24 protein-coding genes are annotated in these 24,168 nt (G+C 68.8%); 14 read left to right on the top strand and 10 right to left on the bottom strand.

Translation table 11 applies throughout. The annotated features are described in order from the left end of the window. Positions 1 to 10 precede the first annotated feature (10 nt). Positions 11 to 1,501, bottom strand: a complete 1,491-nt coding sequence (locus AC1DF3_RS20915) for an ABC transporter substrate-binding protein (protein WP_478140789.1) — start codon at positions 1,499 to 1,501, stop codon at positions 11 to 13. Positions 1,502 to 1,728: 227 nt separating this feature from the next. Between AC1DF3_RS20915 and AC1DF3_RS20910 the strand changes: the two genes are divergently transcribed. Genes AC1DF3_RS20910 through AC1DF3_RS20900 form a run of 3 tightly spaced genes read left to right on the top strand, consistent with a single transcriptional unit; the run spans position 1,729 to position 3,672 of the window. Then, positions 1,729 to 2,121: a RidA family protein gene (locus AC1DF3_RS20910; RefSeq protein ID WP_286536510.1), complete on the top strand. Its 393-nt coding sequence runs from the start codon at positions 1,729 to 1,731 to the stop codon at positions 2,119 to 2,121. A gap of 16 nt (positions 2,122 to 2,137) precedes the next feature. Then, on the top strand, positions 2,138 to 3,034 hold the full coding sequence (locus tag AC1DF3_RS20905) for a 2-dehydro-3-deoxygalactonokinase (RefSeq protein WP_478140748.1): 897 nt from the start codon (positions 2,138 to 2,140) through the stop codon (positions 3,032 to 3,034). Further along, entirely contained in the window at positions 3,031 to 3,672 is a 642-nt protein-coding gene (locus AC1DF3_RS20900; RefSeq protein WP_478140747.1) for a 2-dehydro-3-deoxy-6-phosphogalactonate aldolase, read from the top strand. Before AC1DF3_RS20905 ends, AC1DF3_RS20900 begins: the two co-directional genes overlap by 4 nt. A gap of 7 nt (positions 3,673 to 3,679) precedes the next feature. Here AC1DF3_RS20900 and AC1DF3_RS20895 read toward each other — a convergent pair whose 3' ends face one another. From AC1DF3_RS20895 to AC1DF3_RS20880, 4 genes are all read right to left on the bottom strand, one after another. Beyond that, complete coding sequence (locus tag AC1DF3_RS20895) at positions 3,680 to 5,773, bottom strand: site-specific recombinase (RefSeq protein WP_478140746.1); 2,094 nt, start codon at positions 5,771 to 5,773, stop codon at positions 3,680 to 3,682. A gap of 175 nt (positions 5,774 to 5,948) precedes the next feature. Next, a complete protein-coding gene (locus AC1DF3_RS20890) occupies positions 5,949 to 7,358 on the bottom strand; it encodes an MATE family efflux transporter (protein ID WP_478140745.1) in 1,410 nt (469 codons plus the stop codon). Further along, the gene (locus AC1DF3_RS20885) at positions 7,355 to 8,611 is read right to left on the bottom strand and encodes an MFS transporter (protein ID WP_478140744.1); all 1,257 of its coding nucleotides are present in this window, start codon (positions 8,609 to 8,611) and stop codon (positions 7,355 to 7,357) included. Before AC1DF3_RS20885 ends, AC1DF3_RS20890 begins: the two co-directional genes overlap by 4 nt. Then, positions 8,604 to 9,068: a MarR family winged helix-turn-helix transcriptional regulator gene (locus tag AC1DF3_RS20880; protein WP_286536502.1), complete on the bottom strand. Its 465-nt coding sequence runs from the start codon at positions 9,066 to 9,068 to the stop codon at positions 8,604 to 8,606. Before AC1DF3_RS20880 ends, AC1DF3_RS20885 begins: the two co-directional genes overlap by 8 nt. Before the next feature lie 54 nt (positions 9,069 to 9,122). On the opposite strand from AC1DF3_RS20880, the gene AC1DF3_RS20875 reads away from it, so the two are divergent. From AC1DF3_RS20875 to gloA, 11 genes are all read left to right on the top strand, one after another. Then, positions 9,123 to 9,665 (top strand): PaaI family thioesterase, encoded by a 543-nt coding sequence (locus AC1DF3_RS20875; RefSeq protein WP_286536501.1) that lies wholly within the window; start codon positions 9,123 to 9,125, stop codon positions 9,663 to 9,665. 131 nt (positions 9,666 to 9,796) lie between these two features. Next, on the top strand, positions 9,797 to 10,528 hold the full coding sequence (locus AC1DF3_RS20870) for a c-type cytochrome (RefSeq protein WP_478140743.1): 732 nt from the start codon (positions 9,797 to 9,799) through the stop codon (positions 10,526 to 10,528). Between the two features lie 5 nt (positions 10,529 to 10,533). Then, positions 10,534 to 11,826, top strand: a complete 1,293-nt coding sequence (locus tag AC1DF3_RS20865) for a c-type cytochrome (protein WP_478140742.1) — start codon at positions 10,534 to 10,536, stop codon at positions 11,824 to 11,826. Between the two features lie 11 nt (positions 11,827 to 11,837). Further along, positions 11,838 to 12,002 (top strand): hypothetical protein, encoded by a 165-nt coding sequence (locus AC1DF3_RS20860; RefSeq protein ID WP_286536497.1) that lies wholly within the window; start codon positions 11,838 to 11,840, stop codon positions 12,000 to 12,002. Beyond that, a complete protein-coding gene (locus AC1DF3_RS20855) occupies positions 11,999 to 12,565 on the top strand; it encodes a cupredoxin domain-containing protein (protein WP_286536496.1) in 567 nt (188 codons plus the stop codon). The genes AC1DF3_RS20860 and AC1DF3_RS20855 overlap by 4 nt, the downstream gene beginning before the upstream one ends. Continuing rightward, entirely contained in the window at positions 12,552 to 14,174 is a 1,623-nt protein-coding gene (locus AC1DF3_RS20850; RefSeq protein ID WP_286536494.1) for a cbb3-type cytochrome c oxidase subunit I, read from the top strand. The genes AC1DF3_RS20855 and AC1DF3_RS20850 overlap by 14 nt, the downstream gene beginning before the upstream one ends. After that, a complete protein-coding gene (locus AC1DF3_RS20845) occupies positions 14,174 to 14,980 on the top strand; it encodes a c-type cytochrome (RefSeq protein ID WP_286536493.1) in 807 nt (268 codons plus the stop codon). Before AC1DF3_RS20850 ends, AC1DF3_RS20845 begins: the two co-directional genes overlap by 1 nt. Positions 14,981 to 15,141: 161 nt before the next feature. Then, positions 15,142 to 16,191, top strand: a complete 1,050-nt coding sequence (locus AC1DF3_RS20840; RefSeq protein WP_478140741.1) for an extracellular solute-binding protein — start codon at positions 15,142 to 15,144, stop codon at positions 16,189 to 16,191. 41 nt (positions 16,192 to 16,232) lie between these two features. Continuing rightward, positions 16,233 to 17,825, top strand: a complete 1,593-nt coding sequence (locus tag AC1DF3_RS20835; protein WP_478140740.1) for an ABC transporter permease — start codon at positions 16,233 to 16,235, stop codon at positions 17,823 to 17,825. Between the two features lie 61 nt (positions 17,826 to 17,886). Continuing rightward, a complete protein-coding gene (locus tag AC1DF3_RS20830; RefSeq protein WP_478140739.1) occupies positions 17,887 to 18,573 on the top strand; it encodes an ABC transporter ATP-binding protein in 687 nt (228 codons plus the stop codon). Positions 18,574 to 18,623: 50 nt separating this feature from the next. Continuing rightward, positions 18,624 to 19,058, top strand: a complete 435-nt coding sequence (gloA, locus tag AC1DF3_RS20825; RefSeq protein WP_286372713.1) for a lactoylglutathione lyase — start codon at positions 18,624 to 18,626, stop codon at positions 19,056 to 19,058. A gap of 19 nt (positions 19,059 to 19,077) precedes the next feature. Here the strand turns inward: gloA and AC1DF3_RS20820 are convergent, their stop codons facing one another. The 5 genes from AC1DF3_RS20820 to edd all read right to left on the bottom strand — a co-directional run bounded on the left by AC1DF3_RS20820 (position 19,078) and on the right by edd (position 24,152). Continuing rightward, entirely contained in the window at positions 19,078 to 20,280 is a 1,203-nt protein-coding gene (locus tag AC1DF3_RS20820; RefSeq protein WP_478140738.1) for a calcium:cation antiporter, read from the bottom strand. A gap of 136 nt (positions 20,281 to 20,416) precedes the next feature. Further along, positions 20,417 to 20,884 carry a GNAT family N-acetyltransferase gene (locus tag AC1DF3_RS20815; protein ID WP_478140788.1) on the bottom strand — a complete coding sequence of 156 codons (468 nt, stop codon included), beginning with the start codon at positions 20,882 to 20,884 and terminating at the stop codon, positions 20,417 to 20,419. 60 nt (positions 20,885 to 20,944) lie between these two features. Beyond that, the gene (locus tag AC1DF3_RS20810; protein WP_478140736.1) at positions 20,945 to 21,670 is read right to left on the bottom strand and encodes a haloacid dehalogenase type II; all 726 of its coding nucleotides are present in this window, start codon (positions 21,668 to 21,670) and stop codon (positions 20,945 to 20,947) included. Positions 21,671 to 21,681: 11 nt separating this feature from the next. Next, on the bottom strand, positions 21,682 to 22,323 hold the full coding sequence (gene eda / locus AC1DF3_RS20805; RefSeq protein WP_286522979.1) for a bifunctional 4-hydroxy-2-oxoglutarate aldolase/2-dehydro-3-deoxy-phosphogluconate aldolase: 642 nt from the start codon (positions 22,321 to 22,323) through the stop codon (positions 21,682 to 21,684). Then, positions 22,314 to 24,152: a phosphogluconate dehydratase gene (gene edd, locus AC1DF3_RS20800; RefSeq protein WP_478140735.1), complete on the bottom strand. Its 1,839-nt coding sequence runs from the start codon at positions 24,150 to 24,152 to the stop codon at positions 22,314 to 22,316. Before edd ends, eda begins: the two co-directional genes overlap by 10 nt. Between the last annotated feature and the right edge of the window lie 16 nt (positions 24,153 to 24,168).

Here is a 24,168-nt window from a genome sequence, read left to right as displayed (position 1 = left end):
CCGTTCCGGCCTACTTGGCGAGGCCGGTGTTCCAGAAGAACGGCCAGATGGCGGGCGTGTAGCCCTCGAGCTTGGCCGAGCGCGCCGACAGTCCGTTGAACTTGCCGACCTCGATGAATGGCACTTCGTCATACACCGTCTGCTGCACCGTGCCCCACAAGGCGCCGCGCTTGGCACTGTCGGTCTCCTGGTTGAAGGCCTTGAGGCTGGACTTCTTCGCCGCCGAATCCCACCAGCCCGGCGCGTCGTCGCCGAGCTGCGGCGGCGACAGCATCGGTTCCGGGAACAGGCCCGAATGGGTGAAGTAGACGTCCCACAGCTTCGGGTCGTTGCGCCGCTGCACCAGGGTCGCCCAGTCGACCACCTGCAGGTCGGTCTTGAAGCCGGCCTTCTTGAGCTGCTCGGACATCACCAGCGCCATGTTGTAGTGGAACTCGTACTGCCGGCTGGCCATGATGCGGATCGGCTGGCCGTTGTAGCCGGCCTTGGCCGCGGCCTCCTTGGCGGCCTGCGGATTGCGCGTGTTGTAGACGTTGCTGCCGGTCGCCGCGTAGTACGGCGTGCCCTTCGGGAAGAAGTTCGGCTCGACCACGAAGAAGCGGTTGTCCCCGAAGCCGGCCGCCATCAGCTCGCCCTGCCCGACCGCGGTCTGCACGGCGCGTCGCAGCGGCTGCGAGGTCAGCACGCCCTCCTTGGTGTTGAACACGATGTAGGGGAAGCCGAAGTTCTTCGTGACGATCGGCACCACCGCCGGCGCGCCCTTCTCGATCCGGCCGATGGCCTCGACCGGCAGCAGGTCGGCGTACTGGAACTGGCCCGACAGCGAGCCTTCGACGCGGGTGTTGGCATTCGGCACCGGCACGAAGCGCAGTTCGTCGAGCACGGCTTCGCGGCGCCCGGCATAGCCGCTCGGTGCTTCCTTGCGCGCGCTGTAGCCGTCGAAGCGTGTCAGCACCGTGAACTGGTCGGGCCGGCGCTCCTTGAACTTGTACGGGCCGGTGCCGATGAAGTCCTTGAGCTGCGGCGCGATGCTCTCCTTGGCCATGATGGCCGCCATGCCGCTCGGCAGCGCGAGCTGGGCCAGCAGCGGCGCATACGGGTTCTTGAGCTTCAGCTCGACGCCGAGCGGGCCCTTGGCGCTCAGCGACTCGACTTCCTTGGCGACCGACTTGCCGCGCGGCGAGAGTTCCATCCAGCGCTGCAGCGAGGCCACCACGTCGTCGGCGTTGAGGTCGCGCCCGTTGTGCAGCTTGACGCCCTTGCGGATCGTGAAGCTGTAGCTGAGGCCGTCCTTCGAGACCACCGGCATGCCTTCGGCCAGCATCGGCGCCACGTTCCAGTTGGCGTCGAAGGTGTAGAGCGGCTCGTAGACGTGCTGCATGATCGTGCCGACCAAGTCGGCGGTGCTGACCATCGGGTCCAGGCCCTGCGGCTCGCCGACCATGGCGAGATTGGCGGCCCCGCCCTTGGGCAGTTCGGCCTGGGCCGCACCGGCCCACAGGCCGAGCGCGACGCAGGCGGCGAACGCCCCCGCGAGCGGACGCCATGGCGATCCACGCGTTGGCTTCAACCGGAGAAAACCAGATGTGGCTACAGTGTTGGCGGAAGATTGCATCGCGGCTCCGTGAGTAATAACATTACATCGGCGATCGTATTTCTCTGCGAATTGCGCGTCAAACGGGGGTTTACCCTTAACTTTTCTGTAATTTCATTACACATCTAACCGCTATGTCCAAAGTTGAAATGCTCGGCCAGTCGCCGATCGCCTCCGATCGCCAGGCCCGTCCGCTGTCGCCCGCCACCCGCGCCGGCGACTTCGTCTTCGTCTCGGGCCAGGTGCCCACCGACGACCAGGGCCAGGTCGTCGTCGGCGGCATCGAGGTGCAGACGCGCCAGGTCTTCAAGCGCATCGAGCAGGCCCTGGCGCTGGCCGACTGCACCCTGGCCGACATTGCCAAGGTCAGCGTCTGGCTCGACGACGCGCGCGACTTCGGCAGCTTCAACCGCGTCTACATGGAATGCCTGGGCGAGCACCGGCCCGCGCGCTCGACCGTCGAGGCGCGGCTGATGATCGACGCCAAGGTCGAGATCGACGTCACGGCCTACAAGCCGCGCGGCTGAGACGGAGACCGCGCCGATGTCTTCCCATCACCTGGTGGCGGTCGACTGGGGCACCAGTTCGCTGCGCGGCGCGCTGCTCGACTCCGACGGCAGCGTGCGCGAGGAGCAAAGCCATCCGCGCGGCATCCTGAGCGTCAAGCCCGGCGGCTTCACCGAGGTCTTCGAGACCCTGTTCGGCGACTGGATGCGCCCGCTGGGCACCCGCTGCCTGATCTCCGGCATGGCCGGCAGCAAGCAGGGCTGGGTCGAGGCCCCCTACTGCCCCTGCCCCGCCGGCCTGTCCGAGGTGCGCGCCAAGGTGCTCGAGATCGAGCCCGGGCGGATCTCGATCGTGCCGGGTCTCAACGACAGCCATGACGGCGTGCCCGACGTGATGCGCGGCGAGGAGGTCCAGATCTTCGGCGCCATGGCGCTGACCGGGCTGCGCGACGGCCTGTTCGTGCTGCCCGGCACGCACAACAAGTGGGCCCGCGTCAAGAACGGCATGGTGACGGGCTTTCGCACCTTCATGACCGGCGAGCTCTATGCGCTGCTGAGCCAGCATTCGATCCTGGCGCGCACGCTCGACACCTCGGCGCCGCTCGACGAAGCCGCCTTCCTGCAAGGCGTGACGCAGTCCGACAACGGCCAGGGGCTGCTGCACAACGCCTTCGGCGCGCGCACCCTGGCGCTGTTCGACCGCATGCCGACGCGCGAACTCGCCAGCTACCTGTCGGGCATCCTGATCGGCGAAGAACTGCGCACCCAGTCGGTCCATGCCGCGGTCGACGTGGTGCTGATCGGCAGCCCCGCACTCACGCAGCGCTACCAGCTGGCGCTGCAGGCCTCGGGCACCCAGGCCCGCACGCTCGGCGCCGAGGCCACCTGGGCCGGCTTGCACGCCCTTCACTCCACCAGCCACCGAAAGACATGACCATTCCGCTCGCCAAATTCTCCGCCGCCATGCAGGCACTGCCGCTGGTGGCGATCCTGCGCGGGCTCACGCCGGCCGAAGCGCCCGCGGTGGGCGACGCCATCATCGACGCCGGATTCCGCCTGCTCGAGGTGCCGCTCAATTCGCCGCAGCCGCTCGAGAGCATCGCCCTGCTGCGCCAGCGCTTCCCGCAGGCGCTGGTCGGCGCCGGCACGGTGCTCGACCCGCAGCAGGTGCGGGCGGTGCAGGGTGCGGGCGGCGAACTGATCGTGGCGCCGAACTTCAACGCCGAGGTGATCGCCGAGGCCGTGCGCCTGGGCCTGGTGAGCCTGCCCGGCGTGATGACGCCGACCGAGGCTTTCGGCGCCCTGGCCGCGGGCGCCACCGGGCTCAAGCTGTTCCCGGCCGAGCTGGCTTCGCCGGCAGTGGTCAAGGCCCTGCTCGCGGTGCTGCCCAAGGACACGCCGCTGATGCCGGTCGGCGGCATCACGCCCGACAACATGGACGCCTGGCGTGCCGCAGGATCGGCCGGCTTCGGCATCGGTTCGGCGCTCTACAAGCCGGGCAAGAGTGCCGCCGGGGTGCACGAGGACGCACTGCGCTTCGTTGCCGCGTTCAACCGCACGCAGCGCGCCTGACCGGCGATCACGCGCGCGCCCGCGACCGGGGCCAGAAGAGATCCAACGGCCGGCTGAGCATGCGCAGCACCACGCTCCTGTAGATGGATTTCAGCTGCGCAAAGCGCAGGTCGCGCGAGCGCAGGGCCATGTGGAAGGCGAGCGCGAAGCTCACCGCCACATTGAGGATCGCCATGCTGCCCACGCCCGCGAGCGCCCACCAGAAGGCGCCGGACCGCAGGACGTCCCAGCCGAGCACGCCGACCGCCACGCCGACCGAACCCGTGCTCAAGGTCACGTGGCGCACGTCGAAGCTGAACGCGAAGCCGGAAAGAATCGCGGGCACCAGCCCCAGCATCAGGCCCAGCGAGATGTTGCCGGCCACGCCCGCGATGTTCGAACGCCAGAACGCAGCCAGCTTCGCCGCGCCCGTCGCGCCGAGCGTCAGCCGGAGCCGGCGGTTGTATTCCAGCGCATCGCCGACGCGGTGCAGCACGAACCAGTTGTCGACCCAGCCGGCCAGCAGGCTGGATGACCACAGCAGCACGCCCGTGAGCGCGGCGTAGAACGGCGTCGGCCCGAGCAGCGAGAACGATTCCAGCGTCGACTGCGCCTTCACCGGCGAAATGATGCCGGTGCCGAACAGCGCCTGAAACAGGAGCTGCAGGCCCAGGCACGCCGGAAAGACCATCAGCACGTTGCCAAGCACCGCGGCCGCCTGCGTGCGAATCAGTGCGAAGACGGAGGACATGAATCCGTCCAGCCCCTCCGGCGTCGAGGCGCCGTCGACTTCCCGCGCGAGGGTCGGCGCGGTCATCGCCGGCTGCTTGGTCGCGAGGGAAAAGTGCAGGAAGTGGATGAGCAGGAAGCTCGCCGCATAGTTGATGCCGGCCAGCAGCCCTTCGAGCATCGAGGGCAGGTACGCTCCGGTGATCGCGAACTTGACGCACACGGTCGCCACTGTCACCAGCCCGCCGCCCGCGGCCATCCGCAGCATCGTCAGGTACTCCTGGCGGTCGCGGGCGATGTAGTGCTCGCCGGTGTCGGCGTTGTACTCGACGACTTTTCGCGTGAGCAGCGAAATGTTGCTGCTCAGAAGATGCGAAACACTTCGGCTTTCCTGGTTGGCCTTGACCAGTTCGGCCGTGAGGCGCGAGACGGATCGCATGTCGTCCGAAGCCAGCCACGCATCCAGGAGGTGTTCCGTGCGCGCGATGCGCATCCGCATGCGCTCCATCTGGAACACGATGTCGACGCTGACGCCATTGCGGTAGAGGTTCCTGAACACGTCATCGATCGCGGCATGGCACTGGTCGAGCACCAGCCGCAGGTAGTTGACCTCGCGCAGGAGCTGCGCCGGCTCCGCGCCCTCCTCCACCGCCCGGTGCGCCGCCTCGACCGCGAGCATGGCGCGCGTGAGCCGGTAGAACGGCTGCGACTCGGTGGCCACCCGCGCATCCGCATCGCCGAGCCGGCTGCGGACCAGTTGCGACATGCCGGTCGAGCTGATCTGGCAGGTGAGGTTGTGCAGCGCGGCCAGGAAATCGAGCGAGAACGCACCGGTGCGCCGCGCATCGTCGGCCTCCTCGTGCCGGAACAGCGCGCGGATGCGGTCGAGCAGATCGATGGGCAGCGCATCGATCCACTCGGCATCGTGGCTGGCGCTGAACATCAGCGTGAACAGCGCGCTCAGCTCGCGGCGGTTCGGCGTCGGCGGAATCATCAGCGACTGCACACGCTCGACCAGCGCGCCGACGAAGCCCGAATGCACCGGCATGCCGGCATCGCACAGCAGCGAGATGCCATCGCTCTCGCGCAGCATCGCGCGCAGGATGCCGGCGACGTTCGCTTTCCATGCCGGATTGCGGTCGAGCACGTTCAGCACATGGCGCACCCGCGTGTGTTCGGCGAAGTGGCGCGCGCCGCCCGATGTCCTGTCGTCGCTGCTTTCGGCCTGCAGCTTCCCGGCCCGGCGGATCCAGTGGACGAGTTCGATCAGCCACTCGCTGCGCTCGGTGTACGACGCGCCTGCATCGGCCATGGCCAGCAGCACGTCGAGCTGATGGCCGGCACTGCGCGCTGCGCGCCAGTTCCTGATGAAGGCTGTGAGCGAACGAAACATGCAATTCCCGGAGAGATCCTCGCAGCCGGGTCCCCGCGGAAAACATGCGTGAAGAAACCAACCGGTTCAGACACGCCGGATCGCTGCGGCATCCCTGCGAGGGACGCCGATGATAGCCGCGGCCCGGCGACGCTCCCGGATCAACCCGCCCTTTCGGAGAATCCGGCTTGGGGAATCAGGAAGAGGAAGGCTGGATGCGGCGCAGCAGCCCCGCCGTGGTGCGCGGCCACCCCACGCGGCCGAACCATGCGCCGCCGGCGATGGCCGAGGCGATGACGACGCCATAGACCACCAGCGCAGCGCCCTGGACCGCGAAGACATGCAGCAGGTCGCCGCCCCAGCGCAGCGCGAGCCAGCCACCGAGGCCGGCCACCAGCAGCCGCGCCAGGTTGCCGATCACCGGCCACAGCAGGCGCCCCGCCCCTTGCGACGCGAAGTACAGCACCAGCCCGACGCCGAAGAAGCCATAGAACGGACCGACCGCGCGCAGGTACTGGGCGCCGGCCTCGAGCATCGCCGGGTCGTGTCCGAACAGCAGCAGCCAGGGGCGCGGGAACAGGGCCGCCGCGAGGCCGATGGCGCCGGAGAGCACGAAGGCGATGGCCGCGCCGGCCCAGGTGGCGCGCAAGGCGCGCTCGCGCTGGCCGGCGCCGATGCAGGTGCCGACCATCGCGACCAGCGGCGCGCCGAGGCCGAACACCAGCGGCACCAGCAGGTACTCGAGCCGCGAGGCCGTGCCGTAGCCGGCGATCGCGCCGGGTCCGAAATGGCCGGTCAGCGCGGTCGCGATGCCGATCGACAGGTTGGTCGCCACGGTCGACACGGCGGCGACCAGTCCGATGCGCAGGATGTCGCGAAACAGCGGCCAGCGGAAGCGCATGCCGGCCCATGAAGGCCGCAGCAGGCTGCGCCCGGAGCGCAGGTAGGCCCACAGCGCCAGCGTACCGCCCAGGTAGTAAAGCAGCAGCGCCACCGCCCCGCCGGCGATGCCCAGACCGGGGACCGGGCCCCAGCCGAAGATCAGCAGCGGCGACAGCGGAATGAGCAGCACGACGCCGACCACCGTCACGTTGGCCGGCACCGCCATGTTGCCGGTGCCGCGCACCACCGCCGCCAGCGAGTTGAACAGCCACACCAGCACCGCGCCCGAGAACGCCACGTGGGAATAGACCAGGGCCGCCTCGAGCGAGGCGCCGTCGCCGCCCATCAGCGTGAACAGCCAGCGGCCGCCGAGCAGCATCGCGGCCATGAACAGCACGCCGAAGCCGACCGCGATCGCGATCGCATGCAGCACCAGCGCATCGGCATCGTCGCGCCGCCGGGCGCCGAGTGCGCGCGCGATCGACGAGGCGATGCCGCCGCCCATCGCGCCGGCCGAGGTCATCTGCATCAGCATCACGATCGGGAACACCAGCGCCATGCCGGCCAGCGCATCGGTGCCGAGCTTGCCGACGAAGAAAGTCTCGATCAGCCCGACCGAGGCCTGCGCGACCATCACCACCACGTTGGGCGCGGCCAGCCGCAGCAGCGTTGGCACGATCGGCGCTTCGAGCAGGCGCCGGGTGCGGGGGTCGAGCGCCGTCATACCGCCGCCGTCTTCGCCACCAGCACCGGCCGCGCCTCGCGGATCGGCAGGTTGACCAGCGCCGCGCCGGCCGCCAGCGCGATGTCGATGTACCACACGATGTCGTAGCTGCCGGTGGCCTGGAACACATAGCCGCCGAGGAAGGCGCCGAGGAAACCGCCGACCTGGTGCGCCAGCATCACGATGCCAAACAGCATCGCCATGTTGGCCGGGCCGAACATCTTGGCGACCAGGCCGGCAGTGGGCGGCACGGTCGACAGGAAGGTGATGCCCATCACGGCCGCGAAGACCAGCATCACGGCGGGCGTCTTGGGCGCCAGCAGGAACGCCAGCACCGCCAGGCCGCGGACCGCATAGAGCAGTGCCAGCAGCGACTTCATGCGCCAACGGCCGACCGCCCAGCCCATCGCCAGGCTGCCGACGATGTTGAACAGGCCGATCATGCCGAGCGCCCAGCCGCCGATCTCGGGCGGCAGGCCGCAGGCCGCGACCACGCCGGGCAGGTGGGTGGCCAGGAAGGCGACGTGGAAGCCGCAGACCAGGAAGCCCAGGCTCAGGTAGCGGTAGCTCGGTGTCGCCAGCGCCTGCCCGATGGCCTGGCGCGCGGTCAACGGCCTGGTGCCGCTGGCGGCGGCCGACTGCGCCGCCAGCTGCTTCGAGTTGCCCTTCAGCACCCACACCGCCGGCAGCGCCAGCAGGATCAGGATCGCCAGCCACTGCATCGCGCTGGCCCAGCCGACGGTCGCCATCAGGCCGATCGCGATCGGCGCCATCGCGAACTGGCCGAAGGAGCCGCCCGCGTTCACCACACCGGTGGCCAGGCCGCGCTTGTGGGCCGGCACCAGCCGCGTGGTCGCGGCCATCAGCACCGAGGGGCCGGCCATGCCCGCGCCGCCCGCGGCCAGCACGCCGATCGCGAAGATCAGGCCGCCGGTGGTGGTCATCAGCGGCGTGAGGAAGGTGCCCAGCGCCACCAGCAGCACGCCGATGAAGATCACGCGGCCGGTGCCGATGCGGTCGGCCACCGCGCCCGCGAATGGCTGCGTCAGGCCCCACCAGAGCTGGCCGAAGGCGAAGGCGAGGCTGATGCTGCCGATGCCCAGGCCGGTGGCGGTGTTCAGCGACGACAGGAAGAGCCCCATCGTCTGGCGCACCCCCATGGTCAGGGCAAAAGTGCCGGCCGCGGCCAGCAGCACCAGCCAGACGGCGTAGCGGGCGACGGGCGCCGGGCCCACGGTGGTCTTGTCATTCATCGCGCTCTCCCTCGGTCGTTTCGTCCAGGCCGCTCAGCAACGCGATGCTTTCGTCGACCAGGGCATGCAGCGCCAGCACCCGGTCGATGCCGAGCAGCGCGTTGAGCTTTTCCTGCGCGGTGCGCCAGTGGCGCTGCGCCTCGGCGCGCTTGACGCGGCCGGCCTCGGTGACCTCGACCAGGCGGCTGCGCGCATCGGACCCCTCGCCCTGCGTGAGCCAGCCGGCCGCCACCATCGGCTTGAGGTTGCGCGTCAGCGTCGAGGCGTCGACGCCCATCGCCTTCGCGAGCTCGCCCGGGCGGATCGGCCCGAGGTGCATCACGTGCGACAGCAGCGAGTACTGCGAAGTCTTGAGGCCGCTGTGGGCGACCTCGGCGTCGTAGTGGCGCGAGACCTGGCGCGCCAGGTGCCTGAGCCGGAAATTGGTGCAGCCCTGGGGCTTGACGATGGCATTCATGTCGATCATTGTAGCTACAATCATTGCATATGCAACTTTGACGAGGAAACACGAATGACAGCCACCGATCGACTGGCAGCCTGGATCGCCGAGGAAGACGCCATTTCGGAACGCCTGAACGCCGGGCCTGGCCCCGGCGTGGCGCGTCCCGAGCAGCTTGCCGGCAAGACCGGCCTCGAAATGATGGAGGCCATGCTGCGGGCCGAAATCCCCTATGCGGCGATCGCCAAGACGCTGTCGTTCCAGATCATCGAGGTCGGGCCCGGGCGAGCGGTGTTCCAGGGCCGGCCGCTGGCCGAGCACCTGAATCCGCTCGGCACCATCCACGGCGGCTGGTTCGCCACCCTGCTCGACTCGGCGCTGGGCTGCGCGGTCCACACCATGATGCCGGCCGGCCGCGGCTACACCACCGCCGAACTCGGCGTGAACCTGGTCAAGGCGCTGTCGCCCAAGGTGCAGCGCGTGCGCGCCGAGGGCAAGGTGCTGCATTGCGGCCGCCAGCTGGCCACCGCCGAAGCCCGCCTGATCGGCGCCGACGGCACGCTCTACGCCCACGCCACCACCACCTGCCTGGTGTTCGAGATGCCGAACCGCTGACCGGGCTCCCGCATCCGGGTGCGAAATGATCTTCTTGCAAGGCATGGTGGGCATCGCTACGATCCAAGTCCGCGTCTCTGCCAGTTGAGCGGTACGGCCCGAGCTGCCGTGGAATACGAAAGGAAGCCACGATGAAGCCCCGATGCCTTCGCTGGCGAACGATCAGCGCCTGCGCGACGATCGCAGGGGGCTGCGCCAGCCTCCCCGTGCTCGCCCAATCAGAGGCGATTCCTTCGTTTCGGGAAGTCGACTCCATGGAGGCCCGCGTCCAGGGCTGCGTGACCTGCCACGGCCAGAGCGGCCAAGGCACGAGCAACGGCTACTTCCCCCGCATTGCCGGCAAGCCCGCGGGCTATCTGTACAACCAGCTGGTGGCCTTTCGCGACGGCACGCGGCACTACGCGCCGATGAACTACCTCGTCGCCTATCTGCCGGATGCCTACCTGAAGGAGATTGCCCAGCACTTCGCGAGCCAGCGGCCCCCGTTCGCGCCGGCGGACCCGATGAAGGCGGACCTGGAAACCATGCGCAGGGGCGGCGCGCTGGTGGCGGGCGGAGATGCCGGCAAGGGCATTCCCGCGTGCGTCGCCTGCCACGGCGTCGCGCTGACGGGGATGGAACCGGGCATCCCCGGCCTCGTCGGCCTGCGGCCGACCTATGTGGTGGCCCAACTCACGCGCTGGCGCGTCGGCGAGCGCCACGCGGCCGAACCCGACTGCATGAAGCGCGTGGCCACGCGCCTGTCCGATGCGGACATGAACGCCGTCGCGGCCTTTCTGTCGCAGCAGGCCGCGCCCAAGGACCCGTCGCCGGAACCGGCCAACGTCGTTCGCATGCCCCTGGCATGCGGCAGCCAGAAGTGACGGTCATGAAACTGGCATTCAAGATCCTCCTCGCGCTCGTGGTGCTGGCGGTGGCGGGCGCCGCCGTCTTGTGGTGGTTGCGGCCTTCCGCATTGCCCGAGCCCGGCCGCGCCAGCACGGCCCCGAAGGATGCGACCACCGAGGTCATCAACCGCGGCGAGTACCTCGCGCGTGCCGGCGACTGCGTGGCCTGCCACACGGAGGCCACGGGCAAGCCATTCGCGGGCGGCCGCGCGATGCCCACGCCTTTCGGCGCACTCTTCGTGCCCAACATCACGCCGGACGACGAGACCGGGATCGGCCGATGGACCCCCGATGACTTCTACCGGATGATGCACACCGGCGTTTCCAAGGACGGCACGCTGCTGTATCCGGCCATGCCGTTCGCCTCCTACACCAAGGTCACGCGGGCGGACAGCGACGCCATCTTCGCCTACCTGATGTCGGTCACGCCAGTGCGCCAGCAGAACCGGCCGCACGAGCTCAAGTTCCCTTTCAACAACCGGGAGCTCCTGATCGGGTGGCGAACGCTCTACTTCAAGGAAGGCGAGTTCATCCCCGACCCGAAGCAGAACGCCGAATGGAACCGCGGCGCATACCTTGTCCAGGGGCTCGGCCACTGCGCGATGTGCCACACGGCCATCAATGCGCTGGGCGGATCGAGCGAATCGAAGGCCTTCGAAGGCGGCATGATCCCGAACCAGAACTGGTACGCCCCATCGCTCACTTCCAACCGCGAGGCGGGGCTCGGCAACTGGGAGATCCAGGAAATCGCCGACCTGCTGCAAGTCGGCGTCTCGCACCGGGGGACCACCTACGGCCCGATGGCGGAGGTGGTCTACAACAGCCTGCAGTACCTCAGCGACGAGGACGTCAAGGCGATGGCCGTCTACCTCAGGGCCTTGCCCCAGCGCGACTCCGAGCCGCCGCCGACCAGCCAGGCCCGGCTCGTGAGCCCCAGCGTCATGGAAACGGGGCGCAAGATCTACAGCACGCAATGCGCCATGTGCCATGGCGAAGAGGGCAAGGGGCATCCACCGTCGTTCCCGCCGCTGGCGGGCAACCAGTCCATCACGATGGCATCGCCGGTCAACTCGATCCGCATGGTGCTCAACGGCGGCTACGCGCCCGGCACCCGCAAGAACCCGCGCCCGCATGGCATGCCGCCATTCAGCCACATCCTCGACGATGAAGAAGCGGCCGCCGTCGTCACCTACATCCGCGTGGCATGGGACAACAGCGGCACCCCGGTCGACGCATCCCAGATCAGCGAACTGCGCAAGTTGCTGCCCGAGTGAGGAAGCCATTCATGTCCAGCATCAGCGAACAAGAAGAAGACCGCCGCGTCGACGACATCGTGCGCCGAGGGCCCACGGGCGCGTTCGCGGTGGCGGGCATCGCGACGGCCATCGTCGTGGCGATCTACTTCATCTTCTATTTCGCGGTGTACCTGCCGCGCGGTGCGGTGCAATGAGTGCGACCCTGCCCTCGCATGAGTCCGAAGCGATCGCCGTCGCGGCGGAGCGACGCTGGACCTGGATCGTCGGCGCGATCATCGCGGTGCTGATCCTGATGATGGTCGTCACCGGCGTGCACTGGGCCTCCATGCCGCCGTCGCGCGTGGAAACGATCGACGTGAAGACGCTGCATCTGCGGGGCGAGTTCATCGAGAGCAATCTCGGCACGGCCATCGAGTCGGACGGCCGGGTGGTCGTGCGTCTGATCGCGCAGCAGTATTCGTTCGAGCCGCAATGCATCGCGGTCCCGGCCGACACGCCCGTGACCTTTCGCGCAACGGCGACGGACGCCATCCACGGATTCATCATCGGCCGGACCAATGCCAACACGATGGTCGTGCCGGGCTTCGTGGCGACCTTCACGACGTCGTTCAGCCGGACCGGCGAACAGTTGATGCCGTGCCACGAGTACTGCGGCACGGGCCACGAGGCGATGTGGGGGCGCGTGCAGGTGCTGCCGCGCGACGAATTCATGGCCAAGGCCCGGCCGGGTGAAAGGCTCAGTTGTGTTGCACGCTAGAAAGCTCGTTCTGGCCCACTTCTGGGTGGCCTTCATCGCCTTTCTGGGCGCGCTGGTGCTGGGTGCGTGGCAGATGTACATCCGCAGCCCGCTTTCGACCTGGATTAACAATCCCGAGCACTACTACCGCTCGGTCACCGCGCACGGAACGGTCATGGCCTACGTCCTGCCCACGCTGGTGGCGATGGGCTTCGGCTATGCCATCTCCGAGCTTGCGCTCAAGAAGCCGCTGATCGGCGTGCGCTGGGCGTGGGCCGGCTTCTGGCTCGTGGTGGTCGGCACGGCGGTGGCGGCCGTGACGATGGCATCGGGCAAGGCGTCGGTGCTCTACACCTTCTACCCGCCCATGCTCGCAAGCCCGTTCTACTACCTGGGCGTGGTGCTGGTGGTCGTGGGTTCGTGGATCTGGGTCGCGCTCATGGCCATCAACCTGCGCGCATGGAAGAAGCAGAACCCCGGCGAGCCCGTCCCGCTGGCGATGTTCGGCAACGTGGCCGGTGCGTACCTGTGGGCCTGGACCTCGCTCGGCGCGGCGATCGAAGTGCTGGTGCTGATCCTGCCGGCCTCGCTGGGGCTCACCGACACGATCAACGCCGGGCTCGCGCGCGTCTTCTTCTCGTGGACGCTGCATGCCATCGTGTACTTCTGGCTGATGCCCTCGTACATCGCGTTCTACACGATCGTGCCGCGCGCCATCGGTGGCAGGCTCTACAGCGACACGATGGGGCGCGTGGCATTCGTGCTCTTCCTCGTGTTCTCGATGCCGATCGGCATCCATCACCTCTTCGCGGACCCGCAGGTGGGCGCGGGCTTCAAGTTCGTGCATGCCGTGATGACGGCGATGGTGTCGGTGCCGACATTGCTCACGGTGTTCACCATCGTGGCGTCGGTCGAGATCGCCGGCAGGCTGCGCGGCGGCCAGGGAATGTTCGGCTGGCTCAGGACGCTGCCGTGGGACAACCCGATGATGCTGGCGGTGACGTTCTCCTTCATCATGCTCGGCTTCGGCGGCGCGGGCGGCATCATCAACATGAGCTACCAGCTCAACGAGACCATCCACAACACGCAGTGGGTGACGGGGCACTTCCACCTGATCTTCGCCGGTGCGATCGTGTTGATGTACTTCATGATCGCCTACGAGCTGTGGCCGCAGCTCACGGGATGCGCGCCGCTGTCGGCCGCGCTCGTCAAGTGGCAGATCTGGCTGTGGTTCGTCGGGATGATGATCCTGTCGATGCCGTGGCACCTGGTCGGCCTGCTCGGCATGCCGCGGCGCATGGCCTACTACGACTTCACGCATCCCGAGTTGCAGCCGCAGGCCTGGACCGTGACCGTGTCGGCGATCGGCGGCTTCATCCTCCTCGCGTCCGGCATCCTGCTGGTGTATACGCTCGCCACTGCCCGCAAGAAGGAAGGCACGGTGGTGGCGCCCTTCACCTTCAGCCGCACGGCGCATCCGTCGGCGCATACGCCGGTCGCGCTGAACGGCTTCGGCCTCTGGGTCGCGATGATGATCGGGCTCACGATCGTCAACTACGGCTACCCCATCGTGCAGCTGGCTTCGCTGAAGGAAGCCTATGTGCCGGTGATACCGATCGGGAGCCGGTGATGAAGGCGCACGACACGACGGGCTGGCGCAACCCCTGGTTCCGCAAGAGCATCTTGTGGCTGATCGTCCTGACCGTGGGCGCTTTCCTGGCGGGCTTCGTGCTGCTGCCTTCGGTGCACAGCGACTTCAGCGCCAAGGGGGTGTGGGCGAGCATCTGCAGGGCGGCCGGGGTGCCGGCCGACTGGTCCTTCGGCGCGGCGCCCCGACAGGCCGCGACCGCCACGGATGTCGTGCTCGATCGATCGATGGGCAAGGAGGGCTCGCGCCAGGCAGTCGGACGCGGCGCCACGCTGGCGCTCAACTGCACGATGTGCCATGGCGCCCAGGGCATGAGCACGTCCGATGCGCCGAACCTCTCCGGCCAATACCCGGAAGTGATCATCAAGCAACTGATGGACTACCGCGGCGGCAAGCGGGGCAGCCCCATCATGGTGGCGCTGTCCAGGAACCTGTCGGACGCGGACATCGCCGACCTGGCGGCCTACTACGCCCAACTGCCGAAGGCGCGAACCGCGCCGACGACCTACGACGAGGAGCTCCCGGCGCTGGTGCGGGTCGGCGCGCCGTTGCGCAATATCGCACCCTGCGTCTCGTGCCATGGCGGCATCGACCAGAAGTTCGGCGCCCCGTGGCTGGAAGGCATGCCCAAGGGCTATCTCGCGCTGCAGCTCAAGGCATTCCGCTCGGGTGAGCGCGGCAACGATTCCGAGGCGCAGATGCGCAACGTGGCCCGCACGATGACGGACGCGGAAATCGAGGACGTCTCGGCGTTCTATGCACGCAAGGCCGGTCCTCGGACCGAATGACCGGTCGCTCCTGGCGGGTCCTGCGCCGGCGTCGCGGAGAACACTTCGAAATTGTGGGTGAATCGGCCCAACACCCCCAAAGACGGCAGTGATAATTATTCGCATTGGCGCGCACCCACCGCCCGCCGGTGCCCCTCGTCACTGCCCCCTGGAGAAGCCACATGACCGCACGCCCTCGCGCGCCTGCCCGCGCGACCCTCGCGCTGGGCGCGACCGCCCTCACCCTGCTGGCCGCCGCCCTGCCGGCGCACGCTGCCGGCGAAGTCACGCTCTACACCACGCGGGAGCCCGGCCTGGTGCAGCCGCTGCTGGCGGCCTTCAGTGCCCAGAACGACATCAAGGTCAACACCGTCTTCGTGAAGGACGGCCTGCTCGAAAGAGTCAAGGCCGAAGGCGCGCGCTCGCCGGCCGACGTGCTGATGACGGTCGACATCGGCAACCTGGTCGACCTGGTCGATGGCGGGGTCACCCAGCCGGTGCAATCGGCTGCGCTCCAGACGGCGATTCCATCGAACCTGCGCGGCGGCGACGGCCAGTGGTTCGCGCTGTCTTTGCGGGCCCGCGTGTTGTATGCCGACAAGAGCCTGCCGCTCACGGCCTTCCGCTACGAGGACCTCGCCAACCCCAGGTACAAGGGCAAGGTCTGCATCCGCTCGGGCCAGCATCCCTACAACGTGGCGCTGGTGTCGGCCATGATCGCCCACGACGGCGAAGCCAAGGCCGAGCGGTGGCTGCGCGGCGTCAAGGCCAACCTGGGACGCAAGGCCACCGGCGGCGACCGCGACGTGGCGCGCGACATCCTCGGCGGCATCTGCGACGTCGGCCTGGCCAACTCCTACTACGTCGGTCAGCTCAAGGGTGCCAAGGAAGGCTCGGACGCCCGCAAGTGGGGCGATGCGATCAAGGTGGTCAAGCCCACCTTCGCCCAGGGCGGCGGCACCCACGTCAACATCAGCGGCGCCGCGGTCGCGAAGCATGCGCCGCAGCGCGCCAATGCGGTCAAGCTGCTCGAGTTCCTGGTGTCGCCGCCGGCACAGGTGCTCTACGCCGAAGCCAACCACGAATTCCCGGTCCGCCAGGGCGTCGCGCTCGATCCGATCATCGCCAGCAGCATCGGCGAGCTCAAGGTCGACCCGCTGCCGGTCGCCGAGATCGCCAAGTACCGAAAGCAGGCCAGCGCGCTGGTCGACAAGGTCGCGTTCGACCAGTGACCCGGCTGCGGCCGGTCGGCCCGGTCTGGCGGACCGCTTCGATGACGATCGCGCTCGGCGTGCTGGCGCCGGTGCTGAGCCTGTTGTGGCTGGCCTTCGGTTCGGGCCTCGGCCACTGGGCCCGGCTGGTGCGCGACGTGCTGCCGCAGGCGGCGCTCGACACCGCCGTGCTGCTGGCCGGCGTCGGCCTGCTGGTGCTGGTGATCGGCACCGGCTGTGCCTGGCTGGTCAGCACCTGCGACTTCCCCGGCCGCGGCGTGCTGCACTGGGCCTTGCTGCTGCCGCTCGCGATGCCGACCTACATCGTGGCCTTCGCCTATCTCGACCTGCTGCATCCGCTCGGCCCGGTGCAGGGCGCGCTGCGCTGGCTGCTGGGTTTCGACAGCCCGCGCCAGTTTCGCCTGCCCGACCTGCGTTCGATGCCGGGCGCCATCTTCGTGCTCGGCTTCGTGCTCTACCCCTACGTCTACATGACCGCTCGCGCCATGTTCATGACCCAGCCGGCCCACCTGATGGAGGCGGCCCGCTCGCTCGGCGAGAGCCGCGCCGGTGCCTTCTTCCGGGTCGCGCTGCCGCTGGCCCGGCCGGCGCTGGCCGTCGGCCTCAGCCTGGCGCTGCTGGAGACGCTCAACGACATCGGCGCCTCCGAATTCCTCGGCATCCGGACCCTCACGGTCGCGGTCTACACCACCTGGATCACGCGCTCCGACCTCGCCGGCGCGGCGCAGATCGCGTCGGCGATGCTGCTGGTCGTGATCGCGCTGGTGCTGCTGGAGCGCCACGGACGGCGCCGCCAGCGCTTCGGCTCGGCCCAGCGCATGCGCGCCATCCAGCCGCGGCGCCTGCACGGCACGGCCGCCTGGCTGGCCAGCGCCGCGGCGGCGCTGCCGGTGCTGGTCGGCTTCGCGGCGCCGGCGCTCCATCTGGTGTGGGAGACCGTGAAGCGGCTGCGCCAGGGCAACGGCATTTCCGGCGCGTTGATCGACAGCCTGCTCAACACGCTCGGCGTCGCGGCCGGCGTCACAGTGGTCGCGGTGGCTGCCGGACTGGTGGTCGCCTGGGCGATCCGGGCCCAAGGTTCGACGCACGATGGCGCGCGCTGGCAAGGCCGGGCCGCCACGCTGGGCTATGCGGTGCCGGGCACGGTGCTGGCGATCGGCCTGCTGACCCCGGCGCTGGCCGCCGATGCCGCCCTGGCCACGCTGATCGGCCACCCGGGCCTGCCGCTGATGGGCGCTGGCGTGGTGCTGGTGGTGGCCTGCGCGATCCGCTTCCTGGCGATGCCGGTGGGCGGCATCGAGGCCGGTCTCGCGCGCATCCCGCCGGCACTCGAGCAGGCCGCCCGCCTGCTCGGCGAAAGCACCGGCGGCACCTTGCGCCGGGTCCACCTTCCGCTGCTGCGGCCGGCGATCGCCGCCAGCGCGCTGCTGGTGTTCGTCGACGCGATGAAGGAGCTGCCGGCCACCCTGCTGCTGCGCCCGGCCAACTTCGACACGCTGGCCACCCGGCTCTACGCCGAGGCGGCGCGCGGCACCTACGAGGAAGGCGCGATCGCGGCGCTGGCGATCGTGGTGGCCGGGCTGCTGCCGGTGGTGCTGCTGGCGCGCCATGGCCTGTCGGAGACCACCGCATGAGCCCCCGCCCGGCCGTTCCGAAGGGGGCTCGCACCGCAGTGCGAAGCACGGAGGTCATCCAATGAGCGCCGCGCTGTCCCTCGAGGGGCTGCGCCTCGGCTACGAAGGCCCAGGCGGGCTGCACACGGTGGTCGAGGACTTCTCGCTGGCGCTCGACGCCGGCGACATCGGCTGCCTGCTCGGCCCTTCGGGCTGCGGCAAGTCCACGGTGCTGCGTGCGATCGCCGGCTTCGAGCCGGTGCGCGCCGGCCGCATCCGGCTGGGCGGCGTCACCTTGTCCTCGCCCGAGGTCCACCTGCCGCCCGAGCGGCGCAGGGTCGGCATGATGTTCCAGGAGTACGCGCTGTTTCCGCACCTGGACGCGGCGCGCAACGTGGCCTTCGGGCTGCGCCGCCTGCCCCACGCCGAGCAGCATCGGCGCGTCGCGAAGATGCTGGCGCTGGTCGGCCTTCCGGATGCCGGCGAGCGCCATCCCCACCAGCTCTCGGGCGGCCAGCAGCAGCGCATCGCCTTGGCCCGTGCGCTGGCGCCCGAGCCGGCGCTGCTGCTGCTCGACGAGCCTTTCTCGAACCTCGACGGCGCCACCCGCGAACGGCTGACCGCCGAGGTGCGCGAGATCCTCAAGGCCGCCGGCCAGACCGCGGTGCTGGTGACCCACAACGAGGCCGAGGCTCGCGCCATGGCCGACTGCGTCGGCGTGATGGACGAGGGGCGGCTGCGTTCCTGGGACACCCCCTCGCAAGACTAGAAGCGGACAGTGGCGCGACAATGTCGCAGCAACAACCAGACGACCACGATATGCGACTCCTCCACACCATGCTGCGCGTCGGCAACCTCCAGCGCTCGATCGATTTCTACACCCAGGTGCTGGGCATGCAGCTGCTGCGCACCTCCGAGAACCCCGAATACAAGTACAGCTTGGCTTTCGTCGGCTACGAAGGCAACCCGGCCCAGGCCGAGATCGAGCTGACCTACAACTGGGGCACCGAAAGCTACGAGATGGGCACCGCCTACGGCCACATCGCGCTCGGCGTGCCCGACGCCTACGCGGCCTGCGAGAAGATCAAGGCGGCCGGCGGCAACGTCACGCGAGAGGCCGGGCCGGTCAAGGGCGGCAGCACCGTGATCGCGTTCGTTACGGATCCGGATGGCTACAAGATCGAATTGATCCAAAGGGAATCAACCGCGGACAGCCGCCCGTCAGACGCCAAGAGCGATCCGCTGCGCGCCTGATCGAGCCCCGATGCCCGCATCAGGGACTGAAGATCAGGACCACGTAGACGAGGAACACGACCAGATGCACGGCGCCTTCGAGGACCGTCGTGCGCGGCCCTGAGAACGTGAGCGTGCTCAGGATCAGCGTGAGGGCGAGCAAGGTCATGCCGGTCGGATCCAGGCCCAGGATCACGGTCTTGCCCGTCACGAGGCCGATGATGAGGATCGCCGGTACGGTGAGCCCGATGGTGGAGGCCGCGGCGCCGAGGCACAGGTTGATCGAGCGCTGCAGTTGGTTCGCCCGCGCCGCGGCCAGCGCGCTGATTCCCTCCGGCGCGAAGACGATGACGGCAATGAGCACGCCGCCCAGGGCCGAAGGCGCCGCCAGCGCTGCGGTGCCGTGGTCGATCAGCGTGGCGAGGCGCCCGGACAGCAGCACGATCGGCAGCAAGGTGACAAGCAGCAGACCCGTGTGGCGGACCATCGCGGCAGCGGATGGACCGCGCCTTGCATGCATGCCTGCGCCGGCCCCGGCGGACGTGCCGCTCTGCGCGTCGACAAAGAAGTCCTGGTGACGGCGCGTCTGGATCAGCAGGAAAATCGCATACAGCAGGATCGTGAAGAGAGAGAAGAAGGCCGCCTGGATGACCGTCAGGCTGCCGGCCGGAACCGCTTGCGTGAAATTGGGCAGGATGAGCGCCACCGATGACAGCGGGATGATCACCGCGAGATACGCGACGGCACCCTGCAGGTTGTAGGCCTGTTCGCGATGGTGCAGCCCGCCCATCAGCAGGGCCAGTCCGACGCCGCCGTTCAGCGCGATCATCAGCACGCCGAACATCGTGTCGCGGCCCAGCGTCGGCGTGGCGTCGCTGCCGATCGCCACCGCGGCGATCAGCACGACCTCGATGATCACGATCGACAGCGTGAGCACCAGCGAGCCCAGCGGGTCGCCGAGCATGTCGGCGAGATGGTCGGCCTGTTCGACGACGCCAAAGGCGCACCACAGGATGATGACGAACAGCCAGAGAAAGAACAGCGCGGCGCGCAGGCCCGAAGCGAGATCGGCAAGCCACGCGTCTCCGAACAGGAAAAACAGCGCCACCGTAGTCCACGCAACAGCAAGACGTCCGATGAGGATCATGATGGGCTCCGGGCTGGACCGGGGCCTTTTTACCGGGACGGCGCGTGCTTGTAAACCTGAACGATTCTGCGATCCGACTGCGTCGGATGCGGCCATCCATCGAAAAGCGACGGCGTGCATCTGCCGTGCGGATCGCGATGAAATGTGTCTGGATCGACAATCATCGCGACGAGTACACGGTCAGTCGGCTCCGCCGGGTGCCGGGTGCTGAGTCAGAGCCACGGGCGGGTTGTCAGCCTGTCGTAGCGACTTTCACTGCTCCGACCGCCGGCGTCCGAACGTAGTAGTTGTCCCATTCGGTCGCTTCAACCAGCTCAAAACCGTGCCGGACATAAAAGCGATTCGATTCGCTCGCCCGCAACGCGCCAACCCGGACCGGCATCCCTTGTGCATCTGCATCGGCGAGTACGACTGCAAGCACGGCGCCCCCGACTCCCCTGCCCTGATACGCGGGATGAACATAGAGGTGGTCAAGGAGAAGTTGGTCGCCTTGATGGCGCACCACGACAAATCCGACTCTATGCCCGTCGACGACCAGATGACGGCTGGACGCCGGCGTGAAGTTGGCGAGAAAGCGGTCTCTCGCACGTTGTGGGTCGAAGCGGCCTACCCGTTCGAGACTTGGGCGCATCGCAATGACGCGGAGCGCGGCAAGGTCCTCGGCGTCCTGCGCTGAGGCGGTTTCGAAGTGAACCGAGATGGTGCGCATCGGGTGAAAGGTCTGAAGGTCCGATCCTGGACGGGGGCGGGGGCCGGCGGATCAGCAGCCCAGCAAATCCGCCAGCGCCCCGATGTCCCGCGCATGCAGCGTGTTGTCGGGCTGCGGCGAGACATCCTTCGGCCGGCCGGGGCCGAACTCCAGGGGCCGCTCGATGTAGCCGGTACGCAGTCCGCAGCCGCGCGCCGCGGTCAGATCGTCGTGGTGCGCCGCGGCCAGCATCACCTGCCCCGGCGTCACATCGAACACCGCCGCCACGCCCAGGTAGGTGCGCGGATCGGGCTTGTAGGCCTTGAACACCTCGGCCGACAGCACGCAGTCCCATGGCAGGCCGGCGCGCTTGGCCATCTCGGTGAGCAGGCCGATGTTGCCGTTGGACAGCGTGCAGATCGTGTACCTGCGCTTGAGCCGGGCCAGGCCCTCGACCGCATCGGGCCAGGCCGGCAGCCGGTGCCAGGCGCGGTTGAGCTCGCGCTTGGTGTCCGAATCGAGGTCGGCCACGCCGAAGTCCTGCAGCACCTGGCCGAGGATGCCCATGTGCAGTTCGTCGAGCAGGGTGAAGCCGCCCTCGCCTGCCGCCAGGCGCTCCATCACGCCCTTCATCGCCGGCTGGTAGCCGGCGCGCCAGGCCAGCGCGAAGGCGCCGCCATCGACACCGGGCAGCAGGCGCTCGGCCTCCGCGGCAATGCCGGAATACCAGTCGACCACGGTGCCGAAGACATCGAAGGCGATGACCTTCAGCTCGCTGCCGTCCACGACCTCCCCCATGGCCCCGTCCTTCAACGTGCCAGTTGGCAGGCTTCGCGCGCCAGCGACTCGATGCGGCCCCAGTCGCCCGCGGCGATGGCGTCGGTCGGCACGATCCACGAACCGCCCACGCAGGCCACGTTGGAGAGCGCGAGGAACTCGTGCGCATTGCCGGCGTGAATGCCGCCCGTGGGACAGAACTTGACGTCGCCGAAGGGGCCTTGCCAAGCCTTCAGCATCGCCAGGCCGCCGGCCTGCACGGCCGGGAAGAACTTGAGCTCGGTCAGGCCGTCTTCCTGGGCCATCATGATCTCGCTGCCGGTCGCGACGCCGGGCAAGAGCGGCAGGCCGAGGTCGTGGCAGGCCTTGCCGACCGCCCGCGTATAGCCCGGACTGACCCCGAAACGGGCCCCGGCCAGCGCCGAGGCCTGGGCGTCGGCGGCGCTGCGGATGGTGCCGGCGCCGGCCACGGCCTCGGGCACCTCCTTCGAGATGAGCTCGATGCATTCGAGCGCCTCGCGGGTGCGCAAGGTCACTTCGAGCATCCGGATGCCGCCGGCCACCAGCGCCCGCGCCAGCGGCACCGCGTCCTTGACGTCGTGCAGCACGATGACCGGAATGACCGGGGCGTCGCGCATCACGTCGAGCGCGGAAATCTTGTCGTTCACAGCCATGAGCAGGCTCCTTCTTCAGCAGTCAATGCATTGCGCCGCATGCCGGCGAACAGGTCGCGTCCCAGCCCGCGGCCGTTGGCGGCGCGTGCTTCGTCGGGCATCTTCGAGATTTCTCGTGCCGCCCATTCGTCCTCGGGCAGCAGCACGGTGAGCGTGCCGGCCACGCCGTCGAGCCGGATCAGGTCGCCGTCGCGCACCTTGGCCAGCGGGCCTCCGGCCGCGGCCTCGGGCGAGACGTGGATGGCCGCCGGCACCTTGCCCGAGGCGCCGCTCATGCGGCCGTCGGTCACGAGTGCCACCCGGAAGCCCTTGCCCTGCAGCACCGACAGCGGCGGCGTGAGCTTGTGGAGCTCGGGCATGCCATTGGCCTGCGGGCCCTGCCAGCGCACCACGCAGACCACGTCGCGCTCGAGCTCGCCGGCCGTGAAGGCCTGCTGCAGCGCGGCTTGCGAGTCGAAGACCCGGGCCGGCGCCTCGATCACGTGGCGGTCGCCGGGCACCGACGAGATCTTGATCACGCTGCGCCCCAGGTTGCCCTGCAGCAGCTTGAGCCCACCGGTGGCGCTGAACGGCGCCGAGACCGGACGGGCGATGGTGTCGTCCTTCGACGGCGCGGCCGACTTCCAGGTGAGCGGCCGCTGGTCCGAGGGCGTGCCGGCCAGCACCGGGATGCCGGCGAATTCGCGGATGCCGCCGGCGCGCACGCTGAGCACGTCGGCATGCATCAGGCCGGCATCGAGCAGTTCACCGATGACGAAGCCCGGGCCGCCCGCCTCCTGGAAGCCGTTGACGTCGGCGGTGCCGTTCGGATAGACCCGCGTCAACAGCGGCACCACCTCCGACAGTTCGGCGAAGTCGTTCCAGTCGATCAGGATGCCGGCGGCACGCGCCACCGCCACCCAGTGGATCAGGTGATTGGTCGAGCCACCGGTGGCCAGCAGCGCCGCCATCGCGTTGACGATCACGCGCTCGTCGACCAGTTCGCCGATCGGCGGCACCGCGAAGGCCGCGTCCGAGGCCCGGCCCAGCACCGTGCGCACCGCCTCGCGCGTGAGCGCCTCGCGCATCGCGTCGCCGGGCTGGATGAAGGCCGAACCCGGCACATGCAGGCCCATGGCCTCGAGCAGCATCTGGTTGCTGTTGGCGGTGCCGTAGAAGGTGCAGGTGCCCTGCGCGTGGTAGGCCTGCATCTCGGCGTCGAGCAGGCCCTGGCGGCCCACCAGGCCCTGCGCCGCCTGTTCGCGGACCTTGGACTTGGCCGTGTTCGACAGGCCCGAGGGCATCGGCCCGGCCGGCACGAAGACCGTCGGCAGATGGCCGAAATGCAGCGCGCCGATCAGCAGGCCCGGCACGATCTTGTCGCAGACGCCGAGCATCAGGGCCGCATCGAACATGTCGTGCGTGAGCGCCACCGCGGTGCCCATGGCGATCACGTCGCGGCTGAACAGGCTCAGCTCCATGCCGGGCGTGCCCTGGGTCACGCCATCGCACATCGCCGGCACGCCGCCGGCCACCTGGGCGGTGGCGCCGAGCCGGCGGGCCTCGTGCTTGACGATGTCGGGGTAGCCCTGGTACGGCGCATGGGCCGAAAGCATGTCGTTGTAGGCGGTGACGATGCCGATGTTGGGTGCGCGTTCGCTCACCACTCTGAACTTGTCGTTGGCCGGGATGCCGGCGACGGCATGCGCCACGTTGGCGCAGCCCATCCGGTCGGAGCCCCGGTCGCGGCCGCGGGTTTCGGCCAGGTCCTGAAGATAGGCACTGCGCAGGCTCAGGCTTCGCGCACGAATGCGCTCGGTGACAGCGCGGACGGTGGGATGGGTGTTCATGGGCTGTGTCGCTCTG

Source organism: Variovorax sp. 10N432, from assembly GCF_056394465.1.
Note: the sequence above shows the minus strand (reverse complement) of the source record. Positions and strands in the feature narration are given on the sequence as shown.